This window comes from Streptomyces sp. WMMC940 (assembly GCF_027460265.1).
In the GTDB taxonomy this organism is placed as follows: Bacteria; Actinomycetota; Actinomycetes; order Streptomycetales; family Streptomycetaceae; genus Streptomyces.
On the sequence record NZ_JAPZBC010000001.1, the window covers coordinates 4,996,539 to 5,021,497 of the forward strand.

General features: G+C 72.9%; 18 protein-coding genes. 6 read left to right on the forward strand and 12 right to left on the reverse strand.

Going from position 1 to position 24,959, the window contains the following annotated elements:
• Nucleotides 1-111: 111 nt before the first annotated feature.
• Complete coding sequence (locus O7595_RS21975; protein ID WP_269730354.1) at nt 112-1,164, reverse strand: mechanosensitive ion channel family protein; 1,053 nt, start codon at nt 1,162-1,164, stop codon at nt 112-114.
• Nucleotides 1,165-1,409: 245 nt separating this feature from the next.
• Here O7595_RS21975 and O7595_RS21980 point away from each other — a divergent pair, with 245 nt between their 5' ends.
• Nucleotides 1,410-1,946 (forward strand): HNH endonuclease, encoded by a 537-nt coding sequence (locus O7595_RS21980; RefSeq protein ID WP_138055207.1) that lies wholly within the window; start codon nt 1,410-1,412, stop codon nt 1,944-1,946.
• An 84-nt stretch (nt 1,947-2,030) separates the two neighbouring features.
• On the opposite strand, the gene O7595_RS21985 is transcribed toward O7595_RS21980, so the two are convergent.
• Entirely contained in the window at nt 2,031-4,955 is a 2,925-nt protein-coding gene (locus O7595_RS21985) for a beta-N-acetylglucosaminidase domain-containing protein (RefSeq protein WP_269730355.1), read from the reverse strand.
• A 265-nt stretch (nt 4,956-5,220) separates the two neighbouring features.
• On the opposite strand from O7595_RS21985, the gene O7595_RS21990 reads away from it, so the two are divergent.
• The 4 genes from O7595_RS21990 to O7595_RS22005 all read left to right on the forward strand — a co-directional run bounded on the left by O7595_RS21990 (nt 5,221) and on the right by O7595_RS22005 (nt 8,832).
• Complete coding sequence (locus O7595_RS21990) at nt 5,221-5,481, forward strand: hypothetical protein (protein WP_269730356.1); 261 nt, start codon at nt 5,221-5,223, stop codon at nt 5,479-5,481.
• A complete protein-coding gene (gene malQ / locus O7595_RS21995) occupies nt 5,482-7,653 on the forward strand; it encodes a 4-alpha-glucanotransferase (protein ID WP_269730357.1) in 2,172 nt (723 codons plus the stop codon).
• A gap of 20 nt (nt 7,654-7,673) precedes the next feature.
• Nucleotides 7,674-7,916, forward strand: coding sequence for a hypothetical protein (locus tag O7595_RS22000; protein ID WP_269730358.1), 243 nt, complete (start codon nt 7,674-7,676; stop codon nt 7,914-7,916).
• A 184-nt stretch (nt 7,917-8,100) separates the two neighbouring features.
• Complete coding sequence (locus tag O7595_RS22005) at nt 8,101-8,832, forward strand: alpha/beta fold hydrolase (protein WP_269730359.1); 732 nt, start codon at nt 8,101-8,103, stop codon at nt 8,830-8,832.
• Nucleotides 8,833-8,968: 136 nt separating this feature from the next.
• Here O7595_RS22005 and O7595_RS22010 read toward each other — a convergent pair whose 3' ends face one another.
• Complete coding sequence (locus O7595_RS22010) at nt 8,969-10,198, reverse strand: S8 family peptidase (protein ID WP_269730360.1); 1,230 nt, start codon at nt 10,196-10,198, stop codon at nt 8,969-8,971.
• Nucleotides 10,199-10,882: 684 nt separating this feature from the next.
• Here O7595_RS22010 and O7595_RS22015 point away from each other — a divergent pair.
• On the forward strand, nt 10,883-11,485 hold the full coding sequence (locus tag O7595_RS22015; RefSeq protein ID WP_269730361.1) for a hypothetical protein: 603 nt from the start codon (nt 10,883-10,885) through the stop codon (nt 11,483-11,485).
• 320 nt (nt 11,486-11,805) lie between these two features.
• Here the strand turns inward: O7595_RS22015 and O7595_RS22020 are convergent, their stop codons facing one another.
• From O7595_RS22020 to O7595_RS22060, 9 genes are all read right to left on the reverse strand, one after another.
• Nucleotides 11,806-12,618: an alpha/beta fold hydrolase gene (locus O7595_RS22020; protein WP_269730362.1), complete on the reverse strand. Its 813-nt coding sequence runs from the start codon at nt 12,616-12,618 to the stop codon at nt 11,806-11,808.
• 372 nt (nt 12,619-12,990) lie between these two features.
• A complete protein-coding gene (locus O7595_RS22025) occupies nt 12,991-13,620 on the reverse strand; it encodes a GTP-binding protein (protein ID WP_269730363.1) in 630 nt (209 codons plus the stop codon).
• Nucleotides 13,601-13,963 carry a DUF742 domain-containing protein gene (locus O7595_RS22030; RefSeq protein ID WP_269730364.1) on the reverse strand — a complete coding sequence of 121 codons (363 nt, stop codon included), beginning with the start codon at nt 13,961-13,963 and terminating at the stop codon, nt 13,601-13,603. Before O7595_RS22030 ends, O7595_RS22025 begins: the two co-directional genes overlap by 20 nt.
• On the reverse strand, nt 13,960-14,367 hold the full coding sequence (locus O7595_RS22035) for a roadblock/LC7 domain-containing protein (protein WP_269730365.1): 408 nt from the start codon (nt 14,365-14,367) through the stop codon (nt 13,960-13,962). Before O7595_RS22035 ends, O7595_RS22030 begins: the two co-directional genes overlap by 4 nt.
• Nucleotides 14,364-15,878, reverse strand: a complete 1,515-nt coding sequence (locus tag O7595_RS22040; RefSeq protein WP_269730366.1) for a sensor histidine kinase — start codon at nt 15,876-15,878, stop codon at nt 14,364-14,366. The genes O7595_RS22035 and O7595_RS22040 overlap by 4 nt, the downstream gene beginning before the upstream one ends.
• 204 nt (nt 15,879-16,082) lie before the next feature.
• Nucleotides 16,083-18,653, reverse strand: a complete 2,571-nt coding sequence (gene pepN, locus O7595_RS22045) for an aminopeptidase N (protein WP_269730367.1) — start codon at nt 18,651-18,653, stop codon at nt 16,083-16,085.
• Between the two features lie 211 nt (nt 18,654-18,864).
• Nucleotides 18,865-19,893, reverse strand: coding sequence for an aspartate-semialdehyde dehydrogenase (locus O7595_RS22050; RefSeq protein WP_269730368.1), 1,029 nt, complete (start codon nt 19,891-19,893; stop codon nt 18,865-18,867).
• Between the two features lie 191 nt (nt 19,894-20,084).
• The gene (locus O7595_RS22055) at nt 20,085-23,411 is read right to left on the reverse strand and encodes a S8 family serine peptidase (protein WP_269730369.1); all 3,327 of its coding nucleotides are present in this window, start codon (nt 23,409-23,411) and stop codon (nt 20,085-20,087) included.
• 447 nt (nt 23,412-23,858) lie between these two features.
• Nucleotides 23,859-24,866 carry a hypothetical protein gene (locus O7595_RS22060; RefSeq protein WP_269730370.1) on the reverse strand — a complete coding sequence of 336 codons (1,008 nt, stop codon included), beginning with the start codon at nt 24,864-24,866 and terminating at the stop codon, nt 23,859-23,861.
• Nucleotides 24,867-24,959: the final 93 nt, after the last annotated feature.

A 24,959-nucleotide genomic window follows, 5' to 3' on the forward strand; every position in this document is an offset into this window, starting at 1 on the left:
CTCCTCCGGCGGGCCCGATGCCCGGAGCAAGGGGCCCTCCCCGCGGAAGCGGTGCCAGCGGGAGCGGGAGCCGCGCCTCGTGGTGCCGGAGCGCCCGCTCCGGCCGTGGCGCTACTTCGACAGGGGCGCCGAAGGCGTGATCGGGGACGCCGCCACCGACTGCGGCGACGTGGCGGAGGCGTACGCGGACGGGGCCGCCACGCCCGCCGTCGGGTCGCTCGTCTGCTCCCCGTCGGCCTGCTGCGGCAGTCCGCCGACGATCCGGACACCGGCCTCGTCGAAGGTGCGCTTGATGCGCCAGCGCAGCTCGCGCTCCACGCCGAGCGCCTTGCCCGGCATCGTCTTCGCGGCGACGGAGACCGTCATCCGGTCGATCAGCACCTCGCTCAGGCCGAGGACCTCGACCGGGCCCCACAGCCGCTCGTTCCACGGCTCTTCCTTGGCCATCGCCGTCGCCGCCTCCTCGATGAGTTCGCGCACCCGGCCCAGGTCCTCGGCCGGCCGCACGTTCACCTCCACGGAGGCGGTCGACCAGCCCTGGCTCAGATTGCCGATCCGCTTCACCTCGCCGTTGCGGACGTACCAGATCTCGCCGTTGTCGCCGCGCAGCTTCGTCACGCGCAGGCCGACCTCGATCACCTCGCCCGAGGCGACCCCTGCGTCGATCGTGTCGCCGACGCCGTACTGGTCCTCGAGGATCATGAAGACGCCGGAGAGGAAGTCGGTGACCAGGTTCCGCGCGCCGAAGCCCAAGGCCACGCCCGCGACACCCGCGGAGGCGAGCAGTGGGGCCAGGTTGATGTTGAGGGCGCCGAGGATCATCAGACCCGCCGTGCCGAGGATCACGAACGAGGCGACCGACCGCAGCACCGAACCGATCGCCTCGGAGCGCTGTCTGCGCCGCTCGGCGTTGACCAGCAGTCCGCCGAGTGCCGTGCCCTCCATGGCCTGGGCGCTGCGGTTCATCCGTTCGATGAACTTGGTGAGCGCGCGGCGGACGGCGGTGCGCAGCATGATCGCGATCACGAGGATGAGCAGGATCCGCAGGCCCACGTTCAACCAGGTGGACCAGTTCTGCTCCACCCATCCGGCGGCTTCGTTCGCCCGGTCCGCGGCCTCGTCGAGACTGACGGGCGGCGCGGACGGATCGACGGCCAGGAACACTGCGGAACCTCCGTGTGTGCGATCGGCGGACCATCCACACTATCGGGGCATACGACGTGCCTCCGGCGTTCTCCACAAGGGAGAGACGAGCCTCACCCGGGGAACCTCCCGGTGTGGCCGAGCGCACACAGAATCCCTCCGGCCCGTTACGGGTACGTAGTGGCGCTTCGACCAGGCATGAGGAGAGACTGAGTACAGATCGTCCCGGCGCGAGCCACGCGCCGCCGGCGTACAAGGAGGCATCCGTGCCGCATGTCCTGGTCCTCAACGCGTCGTACGAGCCGCTCGGCGTCGTACCGCTCCGCCGCGCGCTCGTCCTCGTCCTCGAGAACAAGGCCGTCTGCCTCGAGGAGTCCGGCGCCTTCATGCACAGCGCGACCCGGGTGATCCCCGCGCCCAGCGTGGTCCGGCTCAAGCGTTTCGTCCGGGTCCCCTACCGGGGGCCCGTTCCTCTGACCCGCCGTGCGCTGTTCGCCCGCGACGGGGGCCGCTGCATGTACTGCGGTGGCGTCGCAACCAGCGTCGACCACGTCATTCCGCGCAGTCGCGGCGGTCAGCACGTCTGGGACAACGTGGTTGCGGCGTGCCGCCACTGCAACCACGTCAAGGCCGACCGGCACCTGCGCGAGCTGGGCTGGCGGCTGCGGCACCAACCCGCCCCGCCGAGCGGCCTCGCCTGGCGCATCATCGGCACCGGGCACAGGGACCCGCGCTGGCTGCCATACCTGCAGCCATACGGCGCGGACGACGCCATGGCCCGGATCGACGGCATATCCGCCTGAAGGTCCGGGCCACTGTCGTGCGCGCGCTCCGGGCCGCCGGGCGTGCGCCCGTCCGCGCCCGACGCCGACACGGACGCGCGCCGATCAGGGCGTGCCGCCGCCCTGCTCCGACACCGCGTACGCCTCCACCGACCACAGCGAGTAACCGAAGCGGGTCGCCCGCCCGTCGCCCTGGACCCGGACGAAACGGGTTCCCGGCGCGTCCATCCGGACCGACTCCCGGCCGCCCCTGCCGTCGCGGACGGTCGCGGCGGTGCGCCAGGTGCGCCCGTCGGCCGAGACCTGGATGCGGTACCTCGCCGCATGGGCGTCCTGCCAGTGCAGCACCACCTGGCCCAGCCGGGCCGGCCGGGCCAGCTCCGCCTGCCACCAGGCGCCGTCCTCCGCGGGGGAGGACCAGCGGGTGCCGGGGTCGCCGTCGGCCGCCGCGGCGGCCGGGAAGTCCGGCGTCTCGTCCCCCGAGGACGACGCCACCGCCGTGCGGAACAGATCGGGGCCGCCGGTCGCCGGATAGGCCCGCACGGTCAGCGTGCTCTCCTCCCCGCCGAAGGCGAACGGCACCTGGTACTCGCCCGCCGGAGTCCCCGGGGGGACCGTCACCTCGACGGGCACGGTCGTCCGCCTGCCGCGCGGTGCCCGCACCTCCTTCGGCACGGCCACGGTGATGCCCTTCGGGGCCTTGGCGGTGAGCGCGCCGCGCACCTCGTCCGGCCGCTGAGCGGCGACGAACGCCTCGGTGCGCTGCGGGCCGCCGCCGATCGGCGCGTCCAGCTCGTCCCTGCCGAGGGCCAGCCGGGCCCGGGGCTCGTCGGCGAACCACGGCACGAGCGCGTGCACCGCGGGCGCCTGCGGTGCCCCGGTGATCCTGAGGGCGTCCGCACGCAGCCCCTGCAGACGGCTCTGGGTCCAGCCGGACGGGGCGAGCCCGCCGAGCGGCCGCCAGCCCTGGCCCGGCACGTGCGCCTCCAGCGTGCCCGTGGCGCCGTCCGCGCCCGGTTCGGTCATCGCCGTCACGGCTTCCACGGGCCGGGCCCGGTCCAGCCGCACCGTGTACGCGTCGCCGGTGCGGGTCACCGGGCCGGGCCGGCGGTCCGCGCCCGTCCACACCGCCGACTCCTTCGCCACCCGGGTGAGGAAGGGATCGAGCACGCCCTTGCCGACGGTCACCCTGCCCGTGCCGATCTGCGAGCGCACGGGGGCGAGCGCCAGCGACGCCCGCCAGGCGGCTTCGCCGTCGCCGCGCGCCTGGGCCTGAAGCATGTCGACGGCGAGTTCCCCGGCGGTGCCGTAGCGCGCCAGCTGGTCCAGCCACGGTCCCACCTCGGAGTCCAGCGGGGCCAGCCGCTCCGGGGCCTCCCGCATCACCGTGAAGGCCGACCGCAGCCGACGCGCCGCCTCGTCCCTGGCCTTGGCGTCGGTCGTGGTCCGCGAGCGCCAGAACTCGGCCAGCAGGGGCTGGAGATACGCCGATTCGGTGGGGCTGAGGACGGACGAGGAGTGGTTCCCGGCGAGCGCGCCGAGCGCCTCCCTCGTCCGAGGATCGCCGCCGGCGAGGTCGTCCAGCGCCGCACGCCAGGACTCCTGGGGCCGGTAACCCTTGGGGTTCCAGGCGTAGTCGGCCGCCGTGAACAGCGGGATCCGGGAAGCGGTCGCCTGCTCCATGGCGTTGACGAGCACCGCGGCCGAACCGGACGCCACGGCCGGCTCGCGTCCCGTGTAGGGCCCGAGGAAGATGCGGCCCTGCGCGTAGTCGTTGACGGGGTAGTTGTCCATCGTGACCATCGGGTGTCGGAAGACCTCACGGGCTCCGGCCAGTTCCCGTCCGGTGATGGTGCGGGGCACGACCCCGACCCCCGTCCAGGCGACCTGGACGCCGGGGTCCAGCAGCGAGGCGAGCGCGGTGCGGTACTCGGTCGCGCCGTCCTGGTAGAACTCCGTCGGCATCACCGTCAGCGGTTCCGAGCCGGGGTGGCGGTCGGCGAGGTGCCCGGCGATCTCCCCGGCGAGCCGTGCGTGCGCCCTGGCCGCGGCCTCCGGGCCGGAACCGAAGGCGTCGGGGTCCCGGTCGCAGTGCCACTCGCTGTAGCTGACGTCCTGGAACTGCAGCTGGAAGGCGCGTACCCCGAGCGCCCACATCGCGTCGATCTTGCGCTTGAGCGCTTTCACGTCGTCGTCCGAGGCCAGGCACATCGACTGGGCGGGGGCGACGGCCCAGGCGAGCGTCACATGGTTGCGCCGGGCCCGCTCGGCCAGCTCGCGGAACTCGGCGCGCTGGGCGGCGGGGTACGGGTCGCGCCAGCGGGTCTGCCGGAACGGGTCGTCGCCCGGCGCGTGGAGATAGCGGTTCTGCTTGGTGCGGCCCATGAAGTCGAGCTGCTCCAGGCGCTGTCGATGGCTCCACGGGCGGCCGTAGAAGCCCTCGGTCACTCCGCGTACGGCCGTGCCGGGCCAGTCCCGCACCGCCACACCGGGCACCGTGCGGTCCCCGACGAGCTGCCGCAGCGTCTGTGCCCCGTGGAAGAGCCCGTCCGCTCCCACTCCGTCCACGGCGACGGTGTGGCGTCCGTCCACCCGGCCGGTGCCGATCCGGTAGCCGCCCGCGGGCAGATCGGCGCGTTCCGGCACGCGCAGGGCGCGCAGCGCGTCGAGTGCTCCCGATCCGCCGAGAAGGAGCACCGTCCCGCGGCCGGGCAGCTCCGTGTGGACGGTCCGCACGCCCGCGGCGCGCAGCGCCTCGCGCACGGTCCCTACGGCATGGGGGTCGGCGTCCGGGGCCGCGAGGAGCGTCACGTCCTCGCCCAGCGGCACCGCCGGGCCCGTGGTCCTGAGCACCTGGGGCCGGGGCCAGACCGGGGGCACCGGTCCGGCGGCCTTCCGGTCGGGGGCGGCCGTGCTGGCGGAGCCCGGTACGTCCGGGGCGGCGGCGGCCCCGGGGGCCGTCCCGAGCAGTCCGCCGATCACGGCGACGGCGACGGCGGTGGCCGTCTGCTTCCTGTGCCCGAACCGCACGTCCGGTCTCCCCTCGACTCCCCGTGCCCCACGGTGCCCCACGAAACGGGTTCGAGCCCACCATCGCTGCGGTGAAGGTGTCAATGCGACTGACGGTTGTGTCGTATTTGCCCATCGACGCGCGAGAGTCGCGACCGGCCGGATCAACTCCCATGCGTGGAGCAGAATGTGACACGGAACACGTTGACGAGAGGTGTACGTCTGCGGCCGCGCCCACTGGGTAGGGCTGCCCATGTCCTGTTGCCCCACCGTGAGGAGGCCCTCCGTGGCCGCACCCGCACAGCTTCTGCTCCCCGCCCTGTCCAAACCGGTGCCCGGCCCGCTCACCAGCGAGCCGCCGCTGACCTCCGTACCGCCCCTGACCAGCGAGCCTCCGCTCGCAGACGCCGGTCCGCTCACGAGCGAGCCCCCGCTCGCGGCCGCCCTGCCGCTGACCAGTGAGCCTCCCCTCGTCGACGCCGCCCCCCTCACCAGCGAACCCACCGCCACCGGCGACGCCGGAGGCTCGGAGTCCCCAGGAGTCTGAATGGGCCTGGCCCGGCTCGCCGCGCTGCACGGTGTCGCCACCACGTACTCGCCCTCGGCAGGCGTCAGCGTCCCCGTCCCCGACTCCACGGTCGTCGCGGTGCTCGCCGCCCTCGGCGTGGACGCGGCCACGCCGGACGCGGTCCGCGCGGCCCTCGCGGCAGCCGAGTCCGCCGCAGGGGAGCGGCTGCTCCCGCCGACCGTGGTGGCGTGGCTCCCCGTCACCGGGCCGCCCCCCGTCGCAGTCCCGCCCGGCGCCCGGGTGCGCGTCGACCTGGAGGACGGCGGCCTGCTGGAATGGCGCGAACTCGTCCCCCAGGCGCCCGCGCCGGGCACCGCCGGTACACCGTCCGGCGAGCGGCCCGCTGCCGGAGGCGGCTCCTCCGCCGCGCACGGCTGGGCGGAACTGCCCACCGGGGTGCACCGGCTGACCGTGCGCACGAGCGGCGGGCGCACCGGCAGCGCGGTGCTCGTCGTCGCCCCCGAGGCCGTGGGCCGGCCCGCCGGACGGGTCCACGGCTTCCTGGTCCAGCTCTACTCGCTGCTTTCCGGCCGCTCCTGGGGCATGGGCGACCTCGGGGACCTCGCGGAGCTGGCGTCCTGGGCGGGCCGCGCCCTCGGATGCGGGTTCGTGCAGGTCAACCCGCTGCACGCGGCCGTGCCCGGCACGCCGACCGATCCGTCCCCGTACCGCCCCTCCTCGCGCCGGTTCCCCGACCCCGTGCATCTGCGGATCGAGGACATCCCCGAGTACGCGTACGTCACCGGCCAGGACCGGTTCCGGCTGGACGCGCTCCTGGAGAAGGCCGCCGAACTGCGCGCCTCCGTCCTGGAGAAGGGCGCGCTGATCGACCGCGACGCCGTGTGGCGGCTCAAGCACCGGGCACTGGAGCTGGTCCTGCGGGTCCCCCTCGGACCCGGCCGCTGGGCCGCGTACTGCGCCTTCCTGGCCGAGCGGGGCCGGGCGCTGGACGACCACGCCACCTGGTGCGCCCTCGCCGAGGTCCATGGCTCGGACTGGCACGCCTGGCCCGAGGGCCTGCGCGATCCGCGCTCCCCGGAGACGGCCCGCGCCCGCGGGGACCTCATGGACCGCGTCGACTTCCACTGCCGGCTCGCCTGGCTGACCGACGAGCAGCTGGCCGCGGCCGCGGCGGCGGCCCGGGACGCCGGGATGGCCGTCGGGGTCGTGCACGACCTCGCGGTCGGCGTGCACCCCGGCGGCGCGGACGCCTGGGCCCAGCAGGACGCCTTCGCCCCGGGCATGTCGGTGGGCGCCCCGCCCGACGCGTTCAACGCCCGGGGCCAGGACTGGGGTCTTCCTCCGTGGCGGCCCGACGTCCTCGCCGCCTCCGGTTACGCCCCCTACCGGGGGCTGGTGCGCGGACTCCTGCGGCACGCCGGCGCGCTGCGGCTCGACCACGTCATGGGCCTGTTCCGGCTCTGGTGGGTCCCCGTCGGGGCCGAGCCCACCGAGGGCACGTACGTCCGCTACGACGCCGAGGCGATGCTCGCCGTCCTCGTCCTGGAGGCCCACCGCGCCGGGGCGGTCGTCATAGGGGAGGACCTCGGCACCGTCGAGCCCGGGGTCCGCGAGGCCCTCTCGCGCAGGGGCGTGCTCGGCACGTCCGTCCTCTGGTTCGAACGCGACTGGGCCGGCAGCGGCCGGCCGCTGCCGGCGGAGCACTGGCGCGAGGGCTGCGTGGCCACGGCCACGACCCACGACCTGCCGTCCACCGCGGCCCGCCTCACGGGCGAGCACGTGGCGCTGCGCCACCGGCTGGGCCTGCTCACCCGGCCGCTGGACCAGGAACGCACGCGGGACTCCGCCGAGGTGGCCGAATGGCGCGCCTGTCTGACCCGGCTCGGTCTGCTTCCCGAGGGCACCCACGACGAGGAGGGCGAGATCCGCGCCGTGTACCGGTTCCTGCTGCGCACCCCGGCCCGCATGGTCGGGGTCTGGCTGCCCGACGCCGTCGGGGACCGCCGGCCGCAGAACCTGCCCGGCACCTGGGACCAGTACCCGAACTGGCGGCTGCCCGTCGCGGACGCCGCCGGCCGCCCGATGACCCTGGACGACCTGGCCGCCTCGCCGAGGCTGCACGCGCTCATGGAGGTGTTCCGGCCGGGGGCCGCTCCCCGTACGGGCACCCCGGACGCGCGGCCGTCCTAGCCGTTCGCTACGTTTGCACCGTGGACAAGAAGAACGCCCTGCGCGCCGGCGCCGTCGCGGCCGGTACGACGCTGATGATGCTGCTCATGTCGTCCCCCGCGCTCGCGCTGACCCGCGACGACGGCGACGACCCGGGTACCGGCCTGAGCGTGGCCGAGACGCTCGGTCTGTTCGTCGTGGCGCCGATCGCGCTGTTCGTACTGATCGCGGGCCTGGTGATGGTCCTCGACAAGTCCGACAGGCCCAGGAGGAAGCAGGCCTGACCCCTGACGCGAGGCCCGGGACACCGGGCGGGCGTCGCGCAGCCGGCGCCGCGCCGCGGACCTCCGAGGGCGCCGCACGGTACGCGCACCGTGCGGCGCCCTCGTCCGTGCACCGGCGTGTCGTGGCCGGTCGGACGCGGCGGCGTGGGAGCCTGCCGGGGGATTGCGCCATACGGGGGGCCTGATGACGCCGGCGAACGCACCGTCCATCGTCTTTGTGCACGGAACACGCTTCAGCGCGGGTCAGTGGAGCCCGCAGCTGGCCGCGCTCGGGGAGGAGTTCCCGGTCGCGGCCGTCGACCTGCCCGGCCACGGCGCGCGCGGCGGCGAGCCCTGGAGCCTGAGCGCCGCGACGGAGGTCATCGCCGGCGCGGTCGACTCGCTGGATCGCGGGCCGGCCGTGGTCGTCGGGCACTCCCTCGGCGGGTACGCCTCCCTGGAATTCGCGCGCCGCCGCCCGGAGCTGCTGCGCGGGCTGGTCCTCGCGGGGGCCAGCGCCTCGACGCGCGGCCCCTGGGCGGCGCCGTACCGCTTCGTCGCCGGGCTGGTCCCGCGCCTTCCTGCGGACCGGCTGGCCCGGTGGAACGACCGGATGCTGCGGCGGCTCTACCCGCCCCGGGTGGTGGAGGCGACCATCCGCTCCGGTTACGCGTTCCACACCCTGCCCGACGCGTGGGGCGAGGTGCTGGGCCGCTTCGACGCGGGCGCGATGCGCCATGTGGCGGCCCCGGTGCTGATCCTCAACGGAGAGAAGGACACCGTCTTCCGGTCCGGCGAGCGGGACTTCGCCCGCGCCCATCCCGACGCGCGCGTCGAGCTGGTCCCCCGGGCCCGCCATCTGGCGAACTTCGACGACCCGGCGGCCTTCAGCGACGCAGTCCGCCGCTTCGCGCGGCAGCTCGCGGCCGGCGGCTGAGGGGCCGCCGACGCCCTGCCGGAGCGGCGGCTTCGGCAGGGCCGCGCCGGGCAGGGCCGTGGGGCCGACGGTACGCAGCCGTCGGCCCCGTGTCCCTGCGCCCCGCGCCCCCGCGCGGTCCGCGCCGGGGACGGAGTCACAGTCCGCCGGTGAACAGCAGCCGGTTCGGCGATCCCCGGGTGATGCTCTTCACGACGTTCTTCGTGGACTGGGCGACGAGCCAGTCCGCGACCTCCTGGGGGCCGGCCGCGGGGTGGGCCGCCTTGTAGAGCGCGGCGACGCCGGCCACGTGCGGGGCGGACATCGACGTGCCGTTCATCGTCGTGGTGCCACCGCCCATCCGCGCGGACCTGATGTCGCTGCCCGGTGCGTAGAGTCTGAGGCACTGCCCGTAGTTGCTGTAGTCCGTCTCGGTGTCCCCCGTGTCGGTCGCACCGACCGCGAGGGCGTTCGGCGCGCTCGCGGGCGAGACGCCGCAGGCGTCCTCCGCGGAGTTCCCGGCCGCGACGACGGGCAGCACGCCGCTGTCGAAGACGGCCTTGGCGGCGGCGTTGGCGGAGGGGGACGTGGAGCCACCGAGGGAGGCGTTCAGCACGGCGGGCTGCCGGGCGTTCTTCGCCACCCAGTCGAGGCCGGCGATGATCCTGGACCAGGCGCCCTCGCCCTCGCAGTTGAGCACGCGCACGCTGACCAGGCGGGCCTCGGGCGCGACTCCGTGGATCGCCCCCGCGGCCGTCCCCGCGACATGGGTGCCGTGGCCATCGCAGTCCTGGCCGCGGCGGCCGTCGCCGACGGCGTCGAACCCGAGGGCGGCACGGCCGCCGAACTCGATGTGGTCGTAGTCGATCCCGGTGTCGACGACGTAGACCGTGACGCCCTTGCCCGTGGAGGCCGCGGTGAACTGCCCGTCCAGCGGCAGGGCCCGCTGGTCCGCCCGGTCGAGCCCCCAACTCGCTGCCTGCCTGCGGAGGGCGGCGGCACCGCGCGGGTCCGGGAGCCGGTCCAGGGACGGGACCCGCGGACCCTCGGGGAGCCGGCGCGCGGACACCCGCGCGTCCTCCTCCACGGCCGCGACGCCGGGCGCGAGCCGCATGGTCTCCAGCTGGTTCGCGTTCAGCGTCGCGGAGAATCCGCGCATGGCACGGTTGTACGTGTACCTGCGCTTCACGCCCGCGTCCCGGGCGACCGCGACAGGGTCGGCGCCCTCGCGCAGAGCGACGATGTAGCTGCCCTTCACCGGCTCGGCCGACCGGTACAGCGGGGCGGGGGTCGGCCCTTCCGTATCGGCCTGCGCGGTCACCCCGGGGGCGGCGGCGGACACGGCGAGCAGCAGAGCGGCGGCCGCGCGGCGCGCGAACAGTCGCATGGATACTCCCATCCGATCGACGTTGATCAAGTCACCGTTTTTTCGACCCGGCCGCGCCGCCGCTTGAGCCCTTGTCAGCCGATCGCCCGGACGTGGGCGCGGATCTCCCCCGACTGCTGCCACTCACCCGGGGGCGGGGCGCCCACCCGGGTGACGGCCCGTCCGGGCGGGGTGTCCCGCGTGGACGGCGATGGCGGGGGCGGTCCCGGTCCGAGCGGGCCGAGTGCGCGATCGCCGGCCTGCCGCGCGTCTCAGCCGTACGCCTCGTGCCGCACACGTGGTCCCCGGGACCGTACGGACGGCACGTCCCTGCCGTTCGCCCCCTGCCGGTTCGTCCTCTCCGGTCGTGTCCGCCCGGTCGCGCCCGAGGCCCGTCGAGGTACGCCGGAAGGTCCGTCGAAGGGTCCGTCCACGGTTGTTCGTGTTTGGTGCGGTTACCGGAAAGTTCGGTTTCGCAATCAACTACAACTTTGCTTGTTCTTGGTGGGGTTGGCGTGGCTATTGGGACAATCTCGCGTTCACAGGCGGTGATTGCGGCTTGGTCAGGGCGCCCGAGTCCCGGGCGTGGCAGCGCAGTTCACCGACTCCCCACACAGCGTGAAAGGCACCAGCATGACGATGAGTCACGCCCTGAGCCGGGGCGTCCGGGCACTCGCCGTTGCGACGGCAACCTGTGGAGTCCTCGTGGCGGCCACCTCCACGGCGGCCGCGGACGACGGGCCCACCCGCGAACTCCTCAGGACCGACTGCGAGTCGGGCGTGGGCAAGTGCAGCTTCAACGACCCGACGCTCGGCAAGGCGTACCTCGGAGAGTTCCGCCAGGTCTCCGACTCGCTCTTCAACTGCAGTACGTCCCCCGCCACCCAGTCGATGACGTGGACCGACTCGGTCGGTTCCACGGACTCGGTGGGCGTCTCGGTCACGGCCGGCGGGAACATCGCGGGCATAGTGGACCTGAGCGTGACGGCCAGCTACGACCACAGCTGGACCAGCACACACACGGAGAGCAGCTCGCTGAACATGACGGTGCGGCCGGGAGAGGTCGGCTGGATCTCCCGGGCCCAGGTGATGCAGCGGGTCTCCGGCACCTGGCAGACCCACTACGACAGTCCCAAGTGGGGCCACTACTACTGGTTCTGGGGCGACACCATCACCGGCCCGGCCAAGAACGGCACGGACGGCAAGAGCAACGCGGTGGTCGTCAAGAGCCGCAAGATGACCGCGGCGGAGAAGAACTCCTGCTGGGCGGGCTCGAAGGCGGGCCGGGCGTTCGTCAAGCAGCACTGACGCATCGGGTACGGCCTTGAGCGCGGGGCCGGCACCTCCGGGTGCCGGCCCCGCGCGATCGTGGGTTTCACGATCCCGCCGACGGGCGCGGCGTCTCGGGGGACGCCGCCGGCGGACCGGCGGGCCGTGGCGGAAAGCGGTGGTTCAGTCGGCCACCGCCTCCAGGAAGTACTCGTGGGTCCCGAGGTCGAACTCTCCTTGGCGCTGTGAGTCCCCGCGACGCCGAAGGCGCGCTCGTCGACGTCGACGTCCTTGCCATCGGGACCGGGTGCCTTGTGCACGTCGGGCCGCTGCCCGTCCCTCCGAGCGGCCGGGCCCGCTCATCCGCCCGCGAGCGCTTTCCGCAGGACGTCCGCGAACTCCCCGGGCCGCCCGAGGAATCCGCCGTGGTCGCCCGGGAACTCGACCGGCAGGACGCCCAGGCGTTCGGCCAGGGCCGTCGAGGTCCGGTACGTGACCAGGCCGCCCGAGTCGGCGCCGATGCCCACGACGACCCGCACGGGACCGGACTCCAGCGCCGCGAGATCGGGCCGGTACAGGGCCGTGTGACGCAGCTCGTGGGCGAAGAAGCGGACGCTGTTGGCCAGGTCCCGCTCCGAGGGCTCGCCCTGCGGAGGGCTGGGGGCCTCGTCCCCGCCGAGGTCGAAGCCCGCGTTGGCCATGAACTTCGTCCAGGCCGCGCCCACGCCGTCCCGGTGGAAGGTCTCGATGAGGTCGTCGGTCGCGGCGCGCTGCTCGGCGGCGTCGGGAAGGAGCTCCAGCAGGGGCGGTTCGTGCGCCACGAGCGTCCGCACCCGGCCGGGGTGCCGGGTGGCCAGCGCGAGCCCCGTGACCGCACCACCGCTGCTGCCGAAGACGTCCGCGACCTCGGCGCCGAGCGCGTCCAGGATCGCGGCGACGTCGTCCGCCCGCAGCTCGGGGGTCGAGTCCTGCCCGGGGTCGTCGAGGCGGCTCCGGGAGATGCCGCGCGGGTCGTGGGTGACCACGGTGCGGTCCCCCGCGAGGGCGTGGGCGAGGGGCGCGAACTCCCCGGCGTCCATGGGCGCCCCCATGACCACGACCAGCGGCCCCGAGCCGCGGATCTCGTAGTACAGGCGCCCGCCGGGGACGTCGAGGGTGTGGGTGGTGGTCATGTCCGGTCGTCCTCCCTGAAGCCGTGCGGCCGCGGTCGCGGTGCCAGGGGTATGACTCCCGAGGCCGGGAGAACTCATCGCCGCGGGCGGGGCGGACCCCGGCCCGGGGGCAGGGCGCCCGCGGGACGGTATCCGTCGACGGGGGCAGGGCGCCGCGCCCCCGGCGGACGAGCGTACGGCGGGTCGGTTGGGCCGATACGCGCGGGAGGGCGCCCGGTCCGATGGGTCATCGCTCCCGTCCGCAACACCACCCGGTCCGTACGGCTCAGGGGCGTACCGTCGGGGCCGTACTCACGGCTGCGGCCCCCGCTGTCGGGTCGTCGCGCCGCCAAGGGCCCCACCGCACCGCTCCCGCCGTCGCCGGCGGTCTGCTCAGGACGCCTCCTGCGTCATCGCGAGACTCTGCAGGTACCGCATCAGCGTCATCAGCACGTCCCTGCTCGACGACCGCTGCCGGGCGTCGCACGGCACGATCGGCACCGAGTCCGGCAGGTCGAGTGCGCCGCGCAGTTCCTCGATCGGGTACTCGGGCGCGTCCGGGAAGGAGTTGACGGCCACGACGAACGGCACGGCCCGCTCCTCCAGCCGGCCGATGACGTCGAAGCTGACCTCCAGCCGCCGGGTGTCCACCAGGACCACCGCGCCCAGCGCCCCCTCGAACAGCCCGCGCCACAGGAACCAGAAGCGCTCCTGCCCCGGCGTGCCGAACAGGTACAGCACCAGTTCCTCGTTGACGCTGATGCGCCCGAAGTCCATGGCCACGGTCGTGGAGGTCTTGCCGCCGATGCCCGAGGTGTCGTCGATTCCGACTCCTGCCTGGGTCATCGTCTCCTCGGTGGTCAGCGGCCGGATCTCGCTGACGGATCCGACCAGCGTCGTCTTGCCGACCCCGAAGCCGCCGACGATCACCACCTTGACGGCGGTCGCGGCCGTCTCGGGCAGTGCGTCCTCGCTCCGCGGCCCGATCGTCGGCGCCGACTGCTCAGAGCTTTTGAAGTCCATCGATCACTGCCTCAATCAAAGCGCGGTCGGGGAGTCTGGCGGGTGGGACGGGCGCGCGGGCGACCACCCGGTTGTCGGCGAGGAGGTCGCCGAGAAGGACGGTGACGACACTGACCGGAAGCCCCGTGTACGCGGAGACCTCCGCGACCGACAGCGGCGACTGGCACAGCTCGAGGATCGCCGCGTGCTCCGGCTGCTGACCGGGCTTCGGCCGGGACCTGGCCACGATCAGCGTGACCAGGTCCAGTTCGACGGGGGCGGACGTGCTGCTGCGGCCGCCCGTGATGACGTAGAGCCGCTCGGGACTGGCCTCCTCCCAGTTCCCGCCGCCCGGGTTGCTCACCTGGCCACACCGTCCTGGCGAGGCGGGCTGCTGAGGTGGTCCCCGATCCGCAGCACCAGGTCGCGCATCCGCTGGCCCATGAGCCCGGCGTCCACGCCCTCGTCGGCGAGCACGGCGAGGAAGGCTCCGGCGCCCGCGGCCATGAGATAGAAGAAGCCGCCGTCCATCTCGATCACGACGAGCCTCATCCGGCCCTCGCTGCGCGGGAGTTCCGAGCCCACCGCGGCGGCGAGCGACTGGAGCCCGGCGCACGCGGCGGCGAGCCGGTCCGCGGTGTCGGTGTCGGTGCCGTACTGGGCCATGCGCAGACCGTCGGCGGAGAGCACGACCACGTGCCTGGTCTGCGGCACGCCTTCCGCGAGGTCCTTGAGCATCCAGTCCATATTGGCCTGCTGCTGAATCATGGCTGCGTGTTCCCCTTGCTGGCGTCGGTGGGCTCCCCGGACAGACCGCTCTGGAAGGCGGCCAGCCACATTCCGGGCTGCACCTGCGGAGTGGGCTCCTGCTCCGGAGCCGCGTTCGGCGTGGACGACGCCGGCGTGGTGGGTGCGGCGGGCGCGACGGCGGGTGTCTTGCGGCGCCGCTGGGGCAGGCCGTTCGGGGCCCGCTCGACCACCACCGGGTCCGGCTCGGAGGCCACCGGACCGGTGGCGGGGCGCCGCGGGACGGGAACCTGGGTGGCCGAGGCCACCGGGGGGACCGCGGCCGCCTGGGGCGCCGGCGCTGCCTGGACCGCCTCGGGCGGGAGCGTCGTCCGGGGGACGGACGCGGCCCCGATGCCGTGGGCGAGACCGGTCGCGGTCGCGGTCGTGGTGATCAGGTCCTGCGGTACGACGAGGACCGCGCGGACACCGCCGTACGCGGACGGCCGCAGCGACACCTGGAAGCCGTACGCCTGCGCCAGCCGCCCGACCACGGCGAGGCCGAGACGGGGTGTCTCGCCGAGGTCGTTGAGGTCGATGCCCTGCTGGGCCTGGCGCAACATCCGCTCCGCCCGCTTGCGGGCCTCCTCGCTCATGCTGACGCCGCCGTCCTCGATCTCGACGGCGATGCCCGACTGGACGTCGACGGCCGTCAGATGGACCTTGGTCTGCGGCGGGGAGTAGCGGGTCGCGTTGTCGAGGAGTTCGGCCAGCGCGTGGATGAGCGGCTCGACGGCCGGGCCGGTGACGGCCACCTCGGAGACGGAGTGCAGTTCGACGCGCTGGTAGTCGATGATCCGCGACATGGCGCCGCGCATCACGCTGTACAGGGGCACGGCCCGGCTCCACTGGCGGCCGGGCCTGGTGCCGCCGAGCACGGCGATGGAGTCGGCGAGGCGGCCGATCAGCGCGGTGCCGTGGTCGAGGCGGAGCAGATCGCCGAAGACGTCCGGGGACTTGCCGTGCCGGTCCTCCATCTCCCGCAGCTCCTGGGCCTGCTGGTGGACGATGGCCTGCACCCGGCGTGCGATGTTCACGAAGGCGCGCTGCGCGGACTCGCGCAGGTCCTCCTCCGCGACGACGGCGTCGACGACGGTGCGGACGACGGCCTGGTGGGCCTCCGGGGCGTTGAGCGAGGCGAGCACGTCCTCCGGGAACTCGCCCCTGCGGAGCCGTTCCACGACTTCCGGCAGCAGGGTGCCGGCGAGGTGCGCCGTCTGGGAGGCCTGGTGGGCCAGTACGGAGTCGCGCTCCGCGACGGCGCGCCGCAGCGAGTCGATCACCCTGCCGCGGCGGGCGGCCTCGGCGCCGACGGCGGCGACCAGGACGGCGGCGACGGCGCCGATGACCGCGACGGGGACACGGGCCGGAGCGGGGACCAGCATCACCGTGACCACGGTGGCGACGACTGTCAGCGCGGCGGGCAGCAGCCACCCGAAAGCGGCCGCGGATCGCGGGCTTCCACTTCCGGGCGACGATTCCTCACGGATCATCAGCACCCTTAAAAATCATCTGAACGGAAACGATCATATGGCGACGGTGAGGGAGCATAGTCGTTTCAGAGCACGGCTGTTGACGCCGGGTCACACTTCGGACACAGCCTTGTTGGGGCTTGTCGGACATGCGCAAGGGCGCCCCGGACCCGATGGCTCCGGGGCGCCCTCCCATGCGCCGTACGAGGCTCGCGGCCCCGCAGGTCAGGACGCTGCCGCGTCCGCAGCGCGGGCCTTCAGCGCCCGCTCGACACCCGCGCGGGACTCGAGGACGAGTCGCCGCAGCGCCGCGTTCGGAGCGGCTGAATCCAGCCATGCGTCCGTCGCCTCGAGCGTCTCCGCCGACACCTGGAGCGCCGGGTAGAGACCCACGGCGATCTGCTGGGCGACCTCATGGGAACGCGACTCCCACACTCCCTTGACCGCCGCGAAGTACTTCTCCGTGTACGGGGCGAGCAGCTCGCGCTGGTCGGTCTGGACGAAGCCGCCGATGACCGCCTCCTGCACCGCGTTCGGCAGCGTGCCGGACTCGACGACCGACTCCCAGGCCTCGGCCTTGGCCTCCGGCGTCGGACGGGCCGCCCGGGCCGTCGCCGCGTGCCGCTCACCGGCGGCCGTGCGGTCCCGCTCCAGCTCGGCCGCGATCTCCTCCTCGTCGTAGACCCCGGTGGCCGCCAGCCGCTCCAGGAACGCCCAGCGCAGCTCCGTGTCCACGGCCAGTCCCTCGATCGAGTCCCGGCCCTCCAGCAGGGCCTGCAGCAGGTCCAGCTGCTGCGGGGTGCGCGCGGTCGCCGCGAACGCCCGCGCCCACGCCAGCTGGTGGTCGCTGCCGGCCTCCGACGAGCGCAGGTGCGCCAGCGTGGCGTCCGTCCACTGCGTCAGCCCCGTCTCGCGCCACTCCGGCGCCGCGTACAGGTCCAGGGCGAGCTTCACCTGTCGGTGCAGCGACTGCACCACGCCGATGTCCGACTCCTTGCCGATGCCCGACAGCACCAGCGACAGGTAGTCGCGGGTCGGCAGCTCCCCGTCGCGGGTCATGTCCCACGCGGAGGCCCAGCACAGGGCCCTGGGCAGCGAGTCGGTGAAGTCGCCCAGATGCTCGGTGACGGTCCTGAGCGACTCCTCGTCGAGACGGACCTTGGCGTACGTGAGGTCGTCGTCGTTGAGCAGCACGACCGCCGGTCGGCGCTTGCCCACGAGCTCCCGCACCGCCGTGAACTCGCCGTCGACGTCCAGCTCCACGCGGTCCGTGCGCGCGAGCTTCCCGGCCTCGTCCAGGTCGTAGAAGCCGATCGCGATGCGGTGCGGGCGCAGCACGGGCTCGCCCTTCGCACCCGGCGGCAGCGCCGGGGCCTCCTGCTTGACCGCGAACGAGGTGATCGTCCCGGCCGCGTCGGTGTCGATCACCGGCCGCAGGACGTTGATCCCCGCGGTCTCCAGCCAGGCCCGGGACCAGGTCTTGAGATCGCGGCCGCTGGTCTCCTCCAGCGCCGACAGCAGATCCGTCAGCCGGGTGTTCCCGAAGGCGTGCCGCTTGAAGTACGCCTGTACGCCGCGGAAGAACTCGTCCATGCCGACGTAGGCGACGAGCTGCTTCAGCACCGAGGCGCCCTTGGCGTAGGTGATGCCGTCGAAGTTGACGAGCACGTCGTCCAGGTCGCTGATCTCGGCCATGATCGGGTGGGTGGACGGCAGCTGGTCCTGCCGGTACGCCCAGGTCTTCATCGAGTTGGCGAACGTCGTCCACGCCTGCGGCCACTTCGAGCCGGGCGCGTACGCCTGGCAGGCGATCGAGGTGTAGGTGGCGAACGACTCGTTCAGCCACAGGTCGTTCCACCACTCCATGGTGACCAGATCGCCGAACCACATGTGCGCCAGTTCGTGCAGGATGGTCTCGGCGCGCGTCTCGTACGCCGCGTCGGTCACCTTCGAGCGGAACACGTACTGGTCGCGGATGGTCACCGCGCCCGCGTTCTCCATCGCGCCCGCGTTGAACTCCGGCACGAAGAGCTGGTCGTACTTCGCGAACGGGTAGGCGTAGTCGAACTTCTCCTGGAACCAGTCGAAGCCCTGCCGGGTGACCTCGAAGACCGCGTCCGCGTCCAGGAACTCGGCGAGCGACGGACGGCAGTAGATGCCGAGCGGCACGCTCTGCCCGTCCTTCTCGTAGGAGCTGTGCACGGAGTGGTACGGACCGACGATCAGTGCGGTGATGTACGTGGAGATCCGCGGGGTCGGCTCGAAGTGCCAGACGTTGTCCTTGGGCTCCGGCGTCGGCGAGTTGGAGACCACGGTCCAGCCCTCGGGCGCCTTCACGGTGAACCGGAAGGTGGCCTTCAGATCCGGCTGCTCGAAGTTCGCGAACACCCGGCGGGCGTCCGGGACCTCGAACTGGGTGTAGAGGTAGGTCTGCTGGTCCACCGGGTCGACGAACCGGTGAAGCCCCTCGCCCGTGTTGGTGTACGCGCAGTCCGCGACGACCGTCAGCTCGTTCGGGCCCTCGTGCAGATGACGCAGCGCGATCCGCGAGTCCCTGAAGACCGCGGCCACGTCCTGCGGGTGGCCGTTCAGCACGACCTCGTGCACCGCGGGCGCCACCAGGTCGATGAAGGTCTCCGCGCCGTGCTCCGCGGAGTCGAAGCGCACGGTGGTCACGGACCGGTAGGTACCGCCCTCCTGCGCCCCGGTGAGATCGAGGTCGATCTCGTACGAGTCAACGGTGAGAAGGCGCGCCCGCGCCTGTGCCTCTTCGCGGGTCAGGTTTGTGCCAGGCACCCGGTCATCTCCTCGCTTCTGCGTCCTCGGTATGTGACGTTTCGGCCCATCCTTCCACGGGCCCCCCGCGGCCCGCCCGTCCCCCGGTCGGACTCCCCCGCGGGGCCCTTCCGGTGCCCCTCCGCCGGACCACCGGGCCGGCCCCGCACGACGACGGGGCGGGGTCCCGTGCGCTCGGCACGCGACCCCGCCCCGCGGTGCGGCGGGCGGATCAGCCCTTGAGCTCGTCGGCCACCAGCTCGGCGATCTGGACCGCGTTCAGCGCGGCACCCTTGCGCAGGTTGTCGTTCGACACGAACAGGGCGAGACCGTTCTCCACGGTCTCGTCGACCCGGATGCGGCCCACGTACGAGGCGTCCTTGCCCGCGGCCTGCAGCGGGGTCGGGATGTCCGAGAGCTCGACGCCCTCCGCGCCCGCCAGCAGCTCGTAGGCCCGCTCCACGCTCAGCGGACGCTCGAAGCGTGCGTTGACCTGCAGCGAGTGCCCGGAGAAGACGGGGACGCGGACGCAGGTGCCGGAGACCTTGAGCTCCGGGATCTCCAGGATCTTGCGGGACTCGTGGCGGAGCTTCTGCTCCTCGTCGGTCTCGTGGGAGCCGTCGTCGACGATCGAACCGGCCAGCGGGAGCACGTTGAAGGCGATGGGGCGCCGGTAGACGCCCGGCTCCGGGTACACGACGGCCTCGCCGTCGTGCGTCAGCTCGGCGGCCCGCTCGGCGACGGCCTTCACCTGGCCGTCGAGCTCGGCGACACCGGCCAGGCCCGAGCCGGAGACGGCCTGGTAGGTGGTGGCGACGAGCGAGGCGAGCCCGGCCTCCCGGTGGAGCGGCTTCAGCACGGGCATCGCGGCCATGGTCGTGCAGTTCGGGTTGGCGATGATCCCCTTCGGGCGGTCCTTGACCGCGTGCGGGTTCACCTCGGAGACGACGAGCGGTACCTCGGGGTCCCGGCGCCAGGCGGAGGAGTTGTCGATCACGACGGCACCCTGGGAGGCGACCTTCTCGGCGAGTGCCCGGGAGGTCGCTCCGCCGGCCGAGAAGAGCACGATGTCCAGGCCGGAGTAGTCGGCGGTGGCGGCGTCCTCGACGGTGATCTCCCGGCCCTGCCACTCGATCGTGGACCCCGCGGACCTGGCGGACGCGAACAGCCGCAGCTCGTCGGCCGGGAACTTCCGCTCGGCGAGGATCTTGCGCATGACCGTGCCGACCTGCCCGGTGGCTCCGACGATTCCGACCTTCACGGGGACTCCTCCGTACGCTTGTGCAGCCTGCATGGCCTGGGTGTCTTCCATGATGCGTCTGTCCACGGCCGTTTTGTCCAATCCATTGTCCGAGGGGCGGGACGCATGGCCTTCCTCACACCCGAGGGGGCCCGCACGCACGGAGGGCGGGCGTCCCGCCGGACGCCCGCCCTCGTGACCAGGTCATTCCGTTACGGAACGACCTTCTCGATCACCACGCTGCCGGTGCCCGCGGCGGTGCCGCGCGCGTTCAGCAGCCGGACCTCGCCGAAGAACCGGCGGCCCTCCGGCGCGGGGCCGCCCACCAGCACCTCGGCGGAGACCTGCGCACTCGCGCCGTTGGCCAGCGAGACGCTCTTCGACCCGTCGACCTTCACGGTGCCGAGTGCCGAGGAGAAGTACACGTCCTTGTAGTCGTACGTGGTGCCGCCGGGCGCCACCGCGTAGCCGTCGACGAGGATCGTGTACGTACCGGCGGCCGGGTTGGTCAGGGACACCGACTCCTCGGAGTCGCCGTCCGCGGACTGGCCGACGAGCCTGCCGTCCTTGAGGACCGCGAGGTCCAGGTCGGCGCCCTTGTCGGAGGTGTTCCCGATGACGACGTCCAGCCGCTCGACGCCCGCGCCGATCGTGACCGTGGACACCTGGCGCTCGTCCTGCGCGATGGCCGGCGTCGCCGTCTTCGCGGAGCCGAGCGAGCCGCCCTGCAGCTTGCCCTCCAGCGCGGCCGCGTCGTTGGTGACCGTCCAGTCGACCGTGGCGGGCGTGCCGACCGCGGCCTCCGGGAGGGTCTTCACCGCCGGGTCGAAGGTGGCGCCGAGCAGGGTGACGTCCAGCTTGTACGGGTTGTCCAGCGCCGGGGACGTACGGCGCGACTCGACCTCGATCTCCCAGACGCCCGGCTGCGGGTTCGCGTAGGAGCGCACGTCCGGGCGGCAGGTGTTGGCCGGGTTGTCGTAGTTCGCGTAGCAGACGGTGGACGCGGTGCTCTCGAAGGCCACGCCGTACGGGTGGACCGAGATGAACCGGGTCTGGCTGCCCGCGGCGAGACCGCCGAGCGCGACCTCCAGCGTCCTGGCGCCCTGCGGCACCGTGACGAAGTAGGACTTGGCGCTGTTGCGCTGCACCGACCCCTTGGCGGAGTAGGAGAAGCCGGGCTTCACCAGCTCGTTCGAGGCGACCACGGTGGTGAGGATCTGCTTGTCGACGCCTTCGGTGCGCTCGTCGTCCACTTCCAGGATGGCGCTGTGCACGCCGGTGGAAGCGGCCTTGGCCTGCACCTTGACGGTGACCGGCTTGTTCAGCGGCAGGTCCACCTCGTCGTCGCCGAGGATACGGAACGTGCCGTCGTTGTTACGGAAGTCGAGCTCGTGCTCGACCGGCCGGTTCGGGCCGCTCGTGCGCGTGATGGTGACGTCGTACGTCTTGCGCTGGCCGGGCTTCAGCCCGCCCTCGCGGTCGTAGATGCCGGCTCCGAAGCCCGCCTCCGGCTTCAGCAGGTGGTCGAGCGCGGTGTCGACCGGTGCCTTCACCGAGTACGCGTGGGCGGTGGCGCCGTCCCGGATGGACTCCCAGGCCTCCTCGACGTCGATCAGGCCCGCGCCCTGCTCGTGCGCCTTCACTCCGGGGATGCGCTTGGCGGTGCTGGTCAGCGCGGTCCGCAGGGTGAGCGGGGAGAGCTTGATGTGGCGCTGCTTGGCGGCGGAGATGAGCAGCGCGCTCGCGCCCGCGGCCTGCGGCGAGGACATCGACGTGCCGTTCAGCATGCCGTAGCCCGCGGGCAGGCTGTAGCCGGCCTCGGCCACCGGAGCGCCCGCCTGCCAGGTCGGGATCGTGTTGACCGCCGAGCCGGGAGCGGAGATCGTCGGCGTGAAGCCGCCGTTCTCCGTCGGGCCGCGGGAGGAGAAGTTGAACATGCTGTACCGCTTCTTGACCTGCGAGCCGTAGTTGGCGGCCCAGGTGCTGCGGGAGATCGCCGCGCCGACCGAGACGACCTTGTTCGCCAGGCCCGGGTCGCCGATCGTGTTCACGCCGGGGCCCGAGTTGCCGGCCGAGATGACCAGTTGGACGCCGTAGGTGTCGATCAGGCGGTTGTAGAGGAGGGCGCGCGCGTTGTCCGCGTCGTCGCCGCGGTCGCTGTCGTCGTAGTTCAGCGCGGGCAGACCGCCGATGGACATGTTGACGATGTCCACGCCGCGGTTGACGACCAGGTCACGCATGCCCTCGAGCAGCGCGATGTTGGTGCAGCCGCCGCTCCAGGTGCAGGCACGCGAGGAGACCAGCTTGGCGCCGGGCGCCGCACCGTTCATCCGGCCGCCGAAGAGGCCGTTGGCGGCGGCGATGCCGGCCACGTGGGTGCCGTGCGAGCCCTCGACGACGCCGATGTTGACGTAGTCGGCGAACTTCCCGGCCTCGAACTCGACGTCCTTGCGGATCTCCACCACGAACGGGATGCGCTCGGCGATCTCGGTGGCGGGGTCGTCGGTACCGAAGTACCCGACCTGGTGGCCGTTCCTGTACGGCTTCATCGCGACGTCGTTGGTGAAGTCGGAGTCGTCGTTCAGGTCGACGCGGACGGTGCCGGCGGCGGCGTCGTACAGCACGCCCCACTTGTCGGTGGTGTCGCCGTCGCGGTTCAGGTCTCCGGCCATGTCGCCGCCGAGGGTGGCCCGCTCCTCGAAGACGCTGAACCGGTGCTCGCCGGCCGGTGCCTTCCAGCTGCGGTCGCCCACGGTGAACACGGGGCCGGTCACCCCGGTGTCCATCCGCCGCCAGGTGCCGTCGCCGTCCCTCGCCGGGTCGGTCGCGGTCACCCAGTCGACGATCTTGCGCTCGCCGGTGGTGGTCTTCTGCAGGGCCGGGTGGCCCAGGTCGATCCCGGAGTCGAGGATGCCGATGGTCACACCGCGGCCGTCGGCCCGCCGGTGGTCCTCGACGAACTCCACCGCGCCCGTCTCGTGGGACGGGTTGTACGGGTTCTTCGCGGGGGTCTTCCTGCCCGGCGCCGGGTACGTGGCCGACTTCGAGGCGGAAGCGGTACCCCTGGCGCCCGCGTCCGGCCTCGGATCGTCCAGCTTGATCTCGCGCTGGAGGTCCATGCCCTGGACCGTGGCGAGTTCTCCGGCCTTGCCGAGGGCGCTCTTCGCCCTGGCGGTGGGGAGCGTGACCCGGACGTAGCCGAGCTTGTCGTCCTTCTGGCCGACGACGGCGCCGGGAACGGCGTCCAGCTGGCCGGCGACCTGCTCGGTCCGGCCGGGAACGGTTGCGACCATCACGGTGACGGTCTTCTGGCCCTTCGCCTCGGCTTCGGCGAGGAGTTGGGCGTCCGCCTGGCCGAGCTTGTCGGCGGGCGTCTCGGCGGTCTTGACCGGGCCGCCCGCCGGGTCGTCCACCGAGGTGGCGGCGAAGGCGGGGGCGGCGCCGGTGGCCACCAGCGCGGCCACGAGGCCTGCGGCGGCGGCTATCCGGGCCACGCGTCTTGGCCCGGATATGGAGCCCTGGGACTCGAGGGTTGTCATCAGCATCCCTGTTATGTGAAAGAAGGGTCCGGAATGCGGTACCGGATGACCGCTCAGCCTTTCGCAAGTGACAGGGGTTTGTGGAGAGTTGACAGAGGCGGGATGCGGTGATGGCGGACATCCGCCACTGGCGGAACATGCGCCATGGGGGGCGAAGGGGTGGATAGCTCACCTATCCGCCCGTCAGGTCGTTCAATAATGGACGGTTTTTCCGTATCGGCCGTCGGATCCCGCGTCGGCCGTCGGATTCGGCGCCGATGTGTCCAGGGCGCGGGGCAGGGCCTGCGGCGCCCGGTGCGTGCGATCGCAAGGCGGAGGATCATCCTCGTACCGGACGTACCTGGATGACCCCCGCAACGCCGCGTGGGGGCACCTCCCTTGCCCGAAGGACTACGGGGAGTGCGTGCCAGGCGTCGCGGGCCAGGAGGGACTTGCGCAACACTCCCTCTAGCGGGGGAGCACGACGACATACGGCGTCGGCTCCCGGTCCGAGGCGGCCATCAGAGCCGTACGGAGGACCATCGCCTGCTGCACGGGGACGTCCCGCAGCTTCCCGGGGCCGATCCGTACGACGGTGATCCCGAGCCGCTCCAACTGCTCGCGCCGACGGCTGGACGCGGACCACTCCGGGTCCGCGTCCGGCCCGTCCGGGACGGCCGCGGGGCGCGGGGCGCGGGTGTCCAGTTCGACGGCGACGGCCTCCTCGGGCCAGTACGCGTCCACGCTGCCCAGCTGAGGGCCGCCCGGCAGACGCAGATCCACGTTCCACACCGGTTCGGGAAGTCCGTACAGCCGTACGAGGTCGTAGAGGCGGCCCTCCGCGACCGTACGCCCCTCGGCGAGGAGGAAGTCGACGGCGTTTACGACGTGGGGGCGGGACAGCAGCCGCGATCGCGTCAGCTCGGCCACCACGGCGCCCGGTTCGCAGTGGCCGGAGCGCACGGCCTCGGTCAGCAGTCGGCGCACCGCCCCCGGGTCGGTCAGCCGTGCGACGGCGTCGGCCAGCGCACGCGCCACGGGGGCGACGGGCAGTCCCGTCACCACGTCCGGCCTCGGCATCGCGTGGGTGCGGATCAGTCGTGCGCAGCCGGCCGAGCGCAGTCGCCGGGTGCGCGGTACGAGCACGTCGATGCGCTCCAGCGCCATCAGGGACGGCGCGGAGGCGAACCGGTGCAGCGCGAGCGCCGCCAGCCCCGTCACCATGACCTCGCCCTCGTCGGGGCGGCCGGCGTACGTCACCGCGGCGTGCAGCCGCTCCTCGCTGGTGGGCGTCCCCGGGTGCAGCAGGAAAACACCGGGCAGGAGCTGCTGCCAGGGACCGCCCGGGCCGCATCGCTCGGCGACGCGCTCGGCGGCCACGCCCCGGGCGCGCAGCTGCGCGGCCGACAGCACGCGCCGCCGCACATCGGAGAGGTCGCTCGACGGGCGGGGGGACAGAGGCGTGTTGTGGTTCATGACCCGCCAATTCCCGCGCGGACGAGGGCCCCTAACCGCTGTTACACAGCCGTCGACAATTCCGGACATCCCCGTCCTAAAGTACGGACGTTC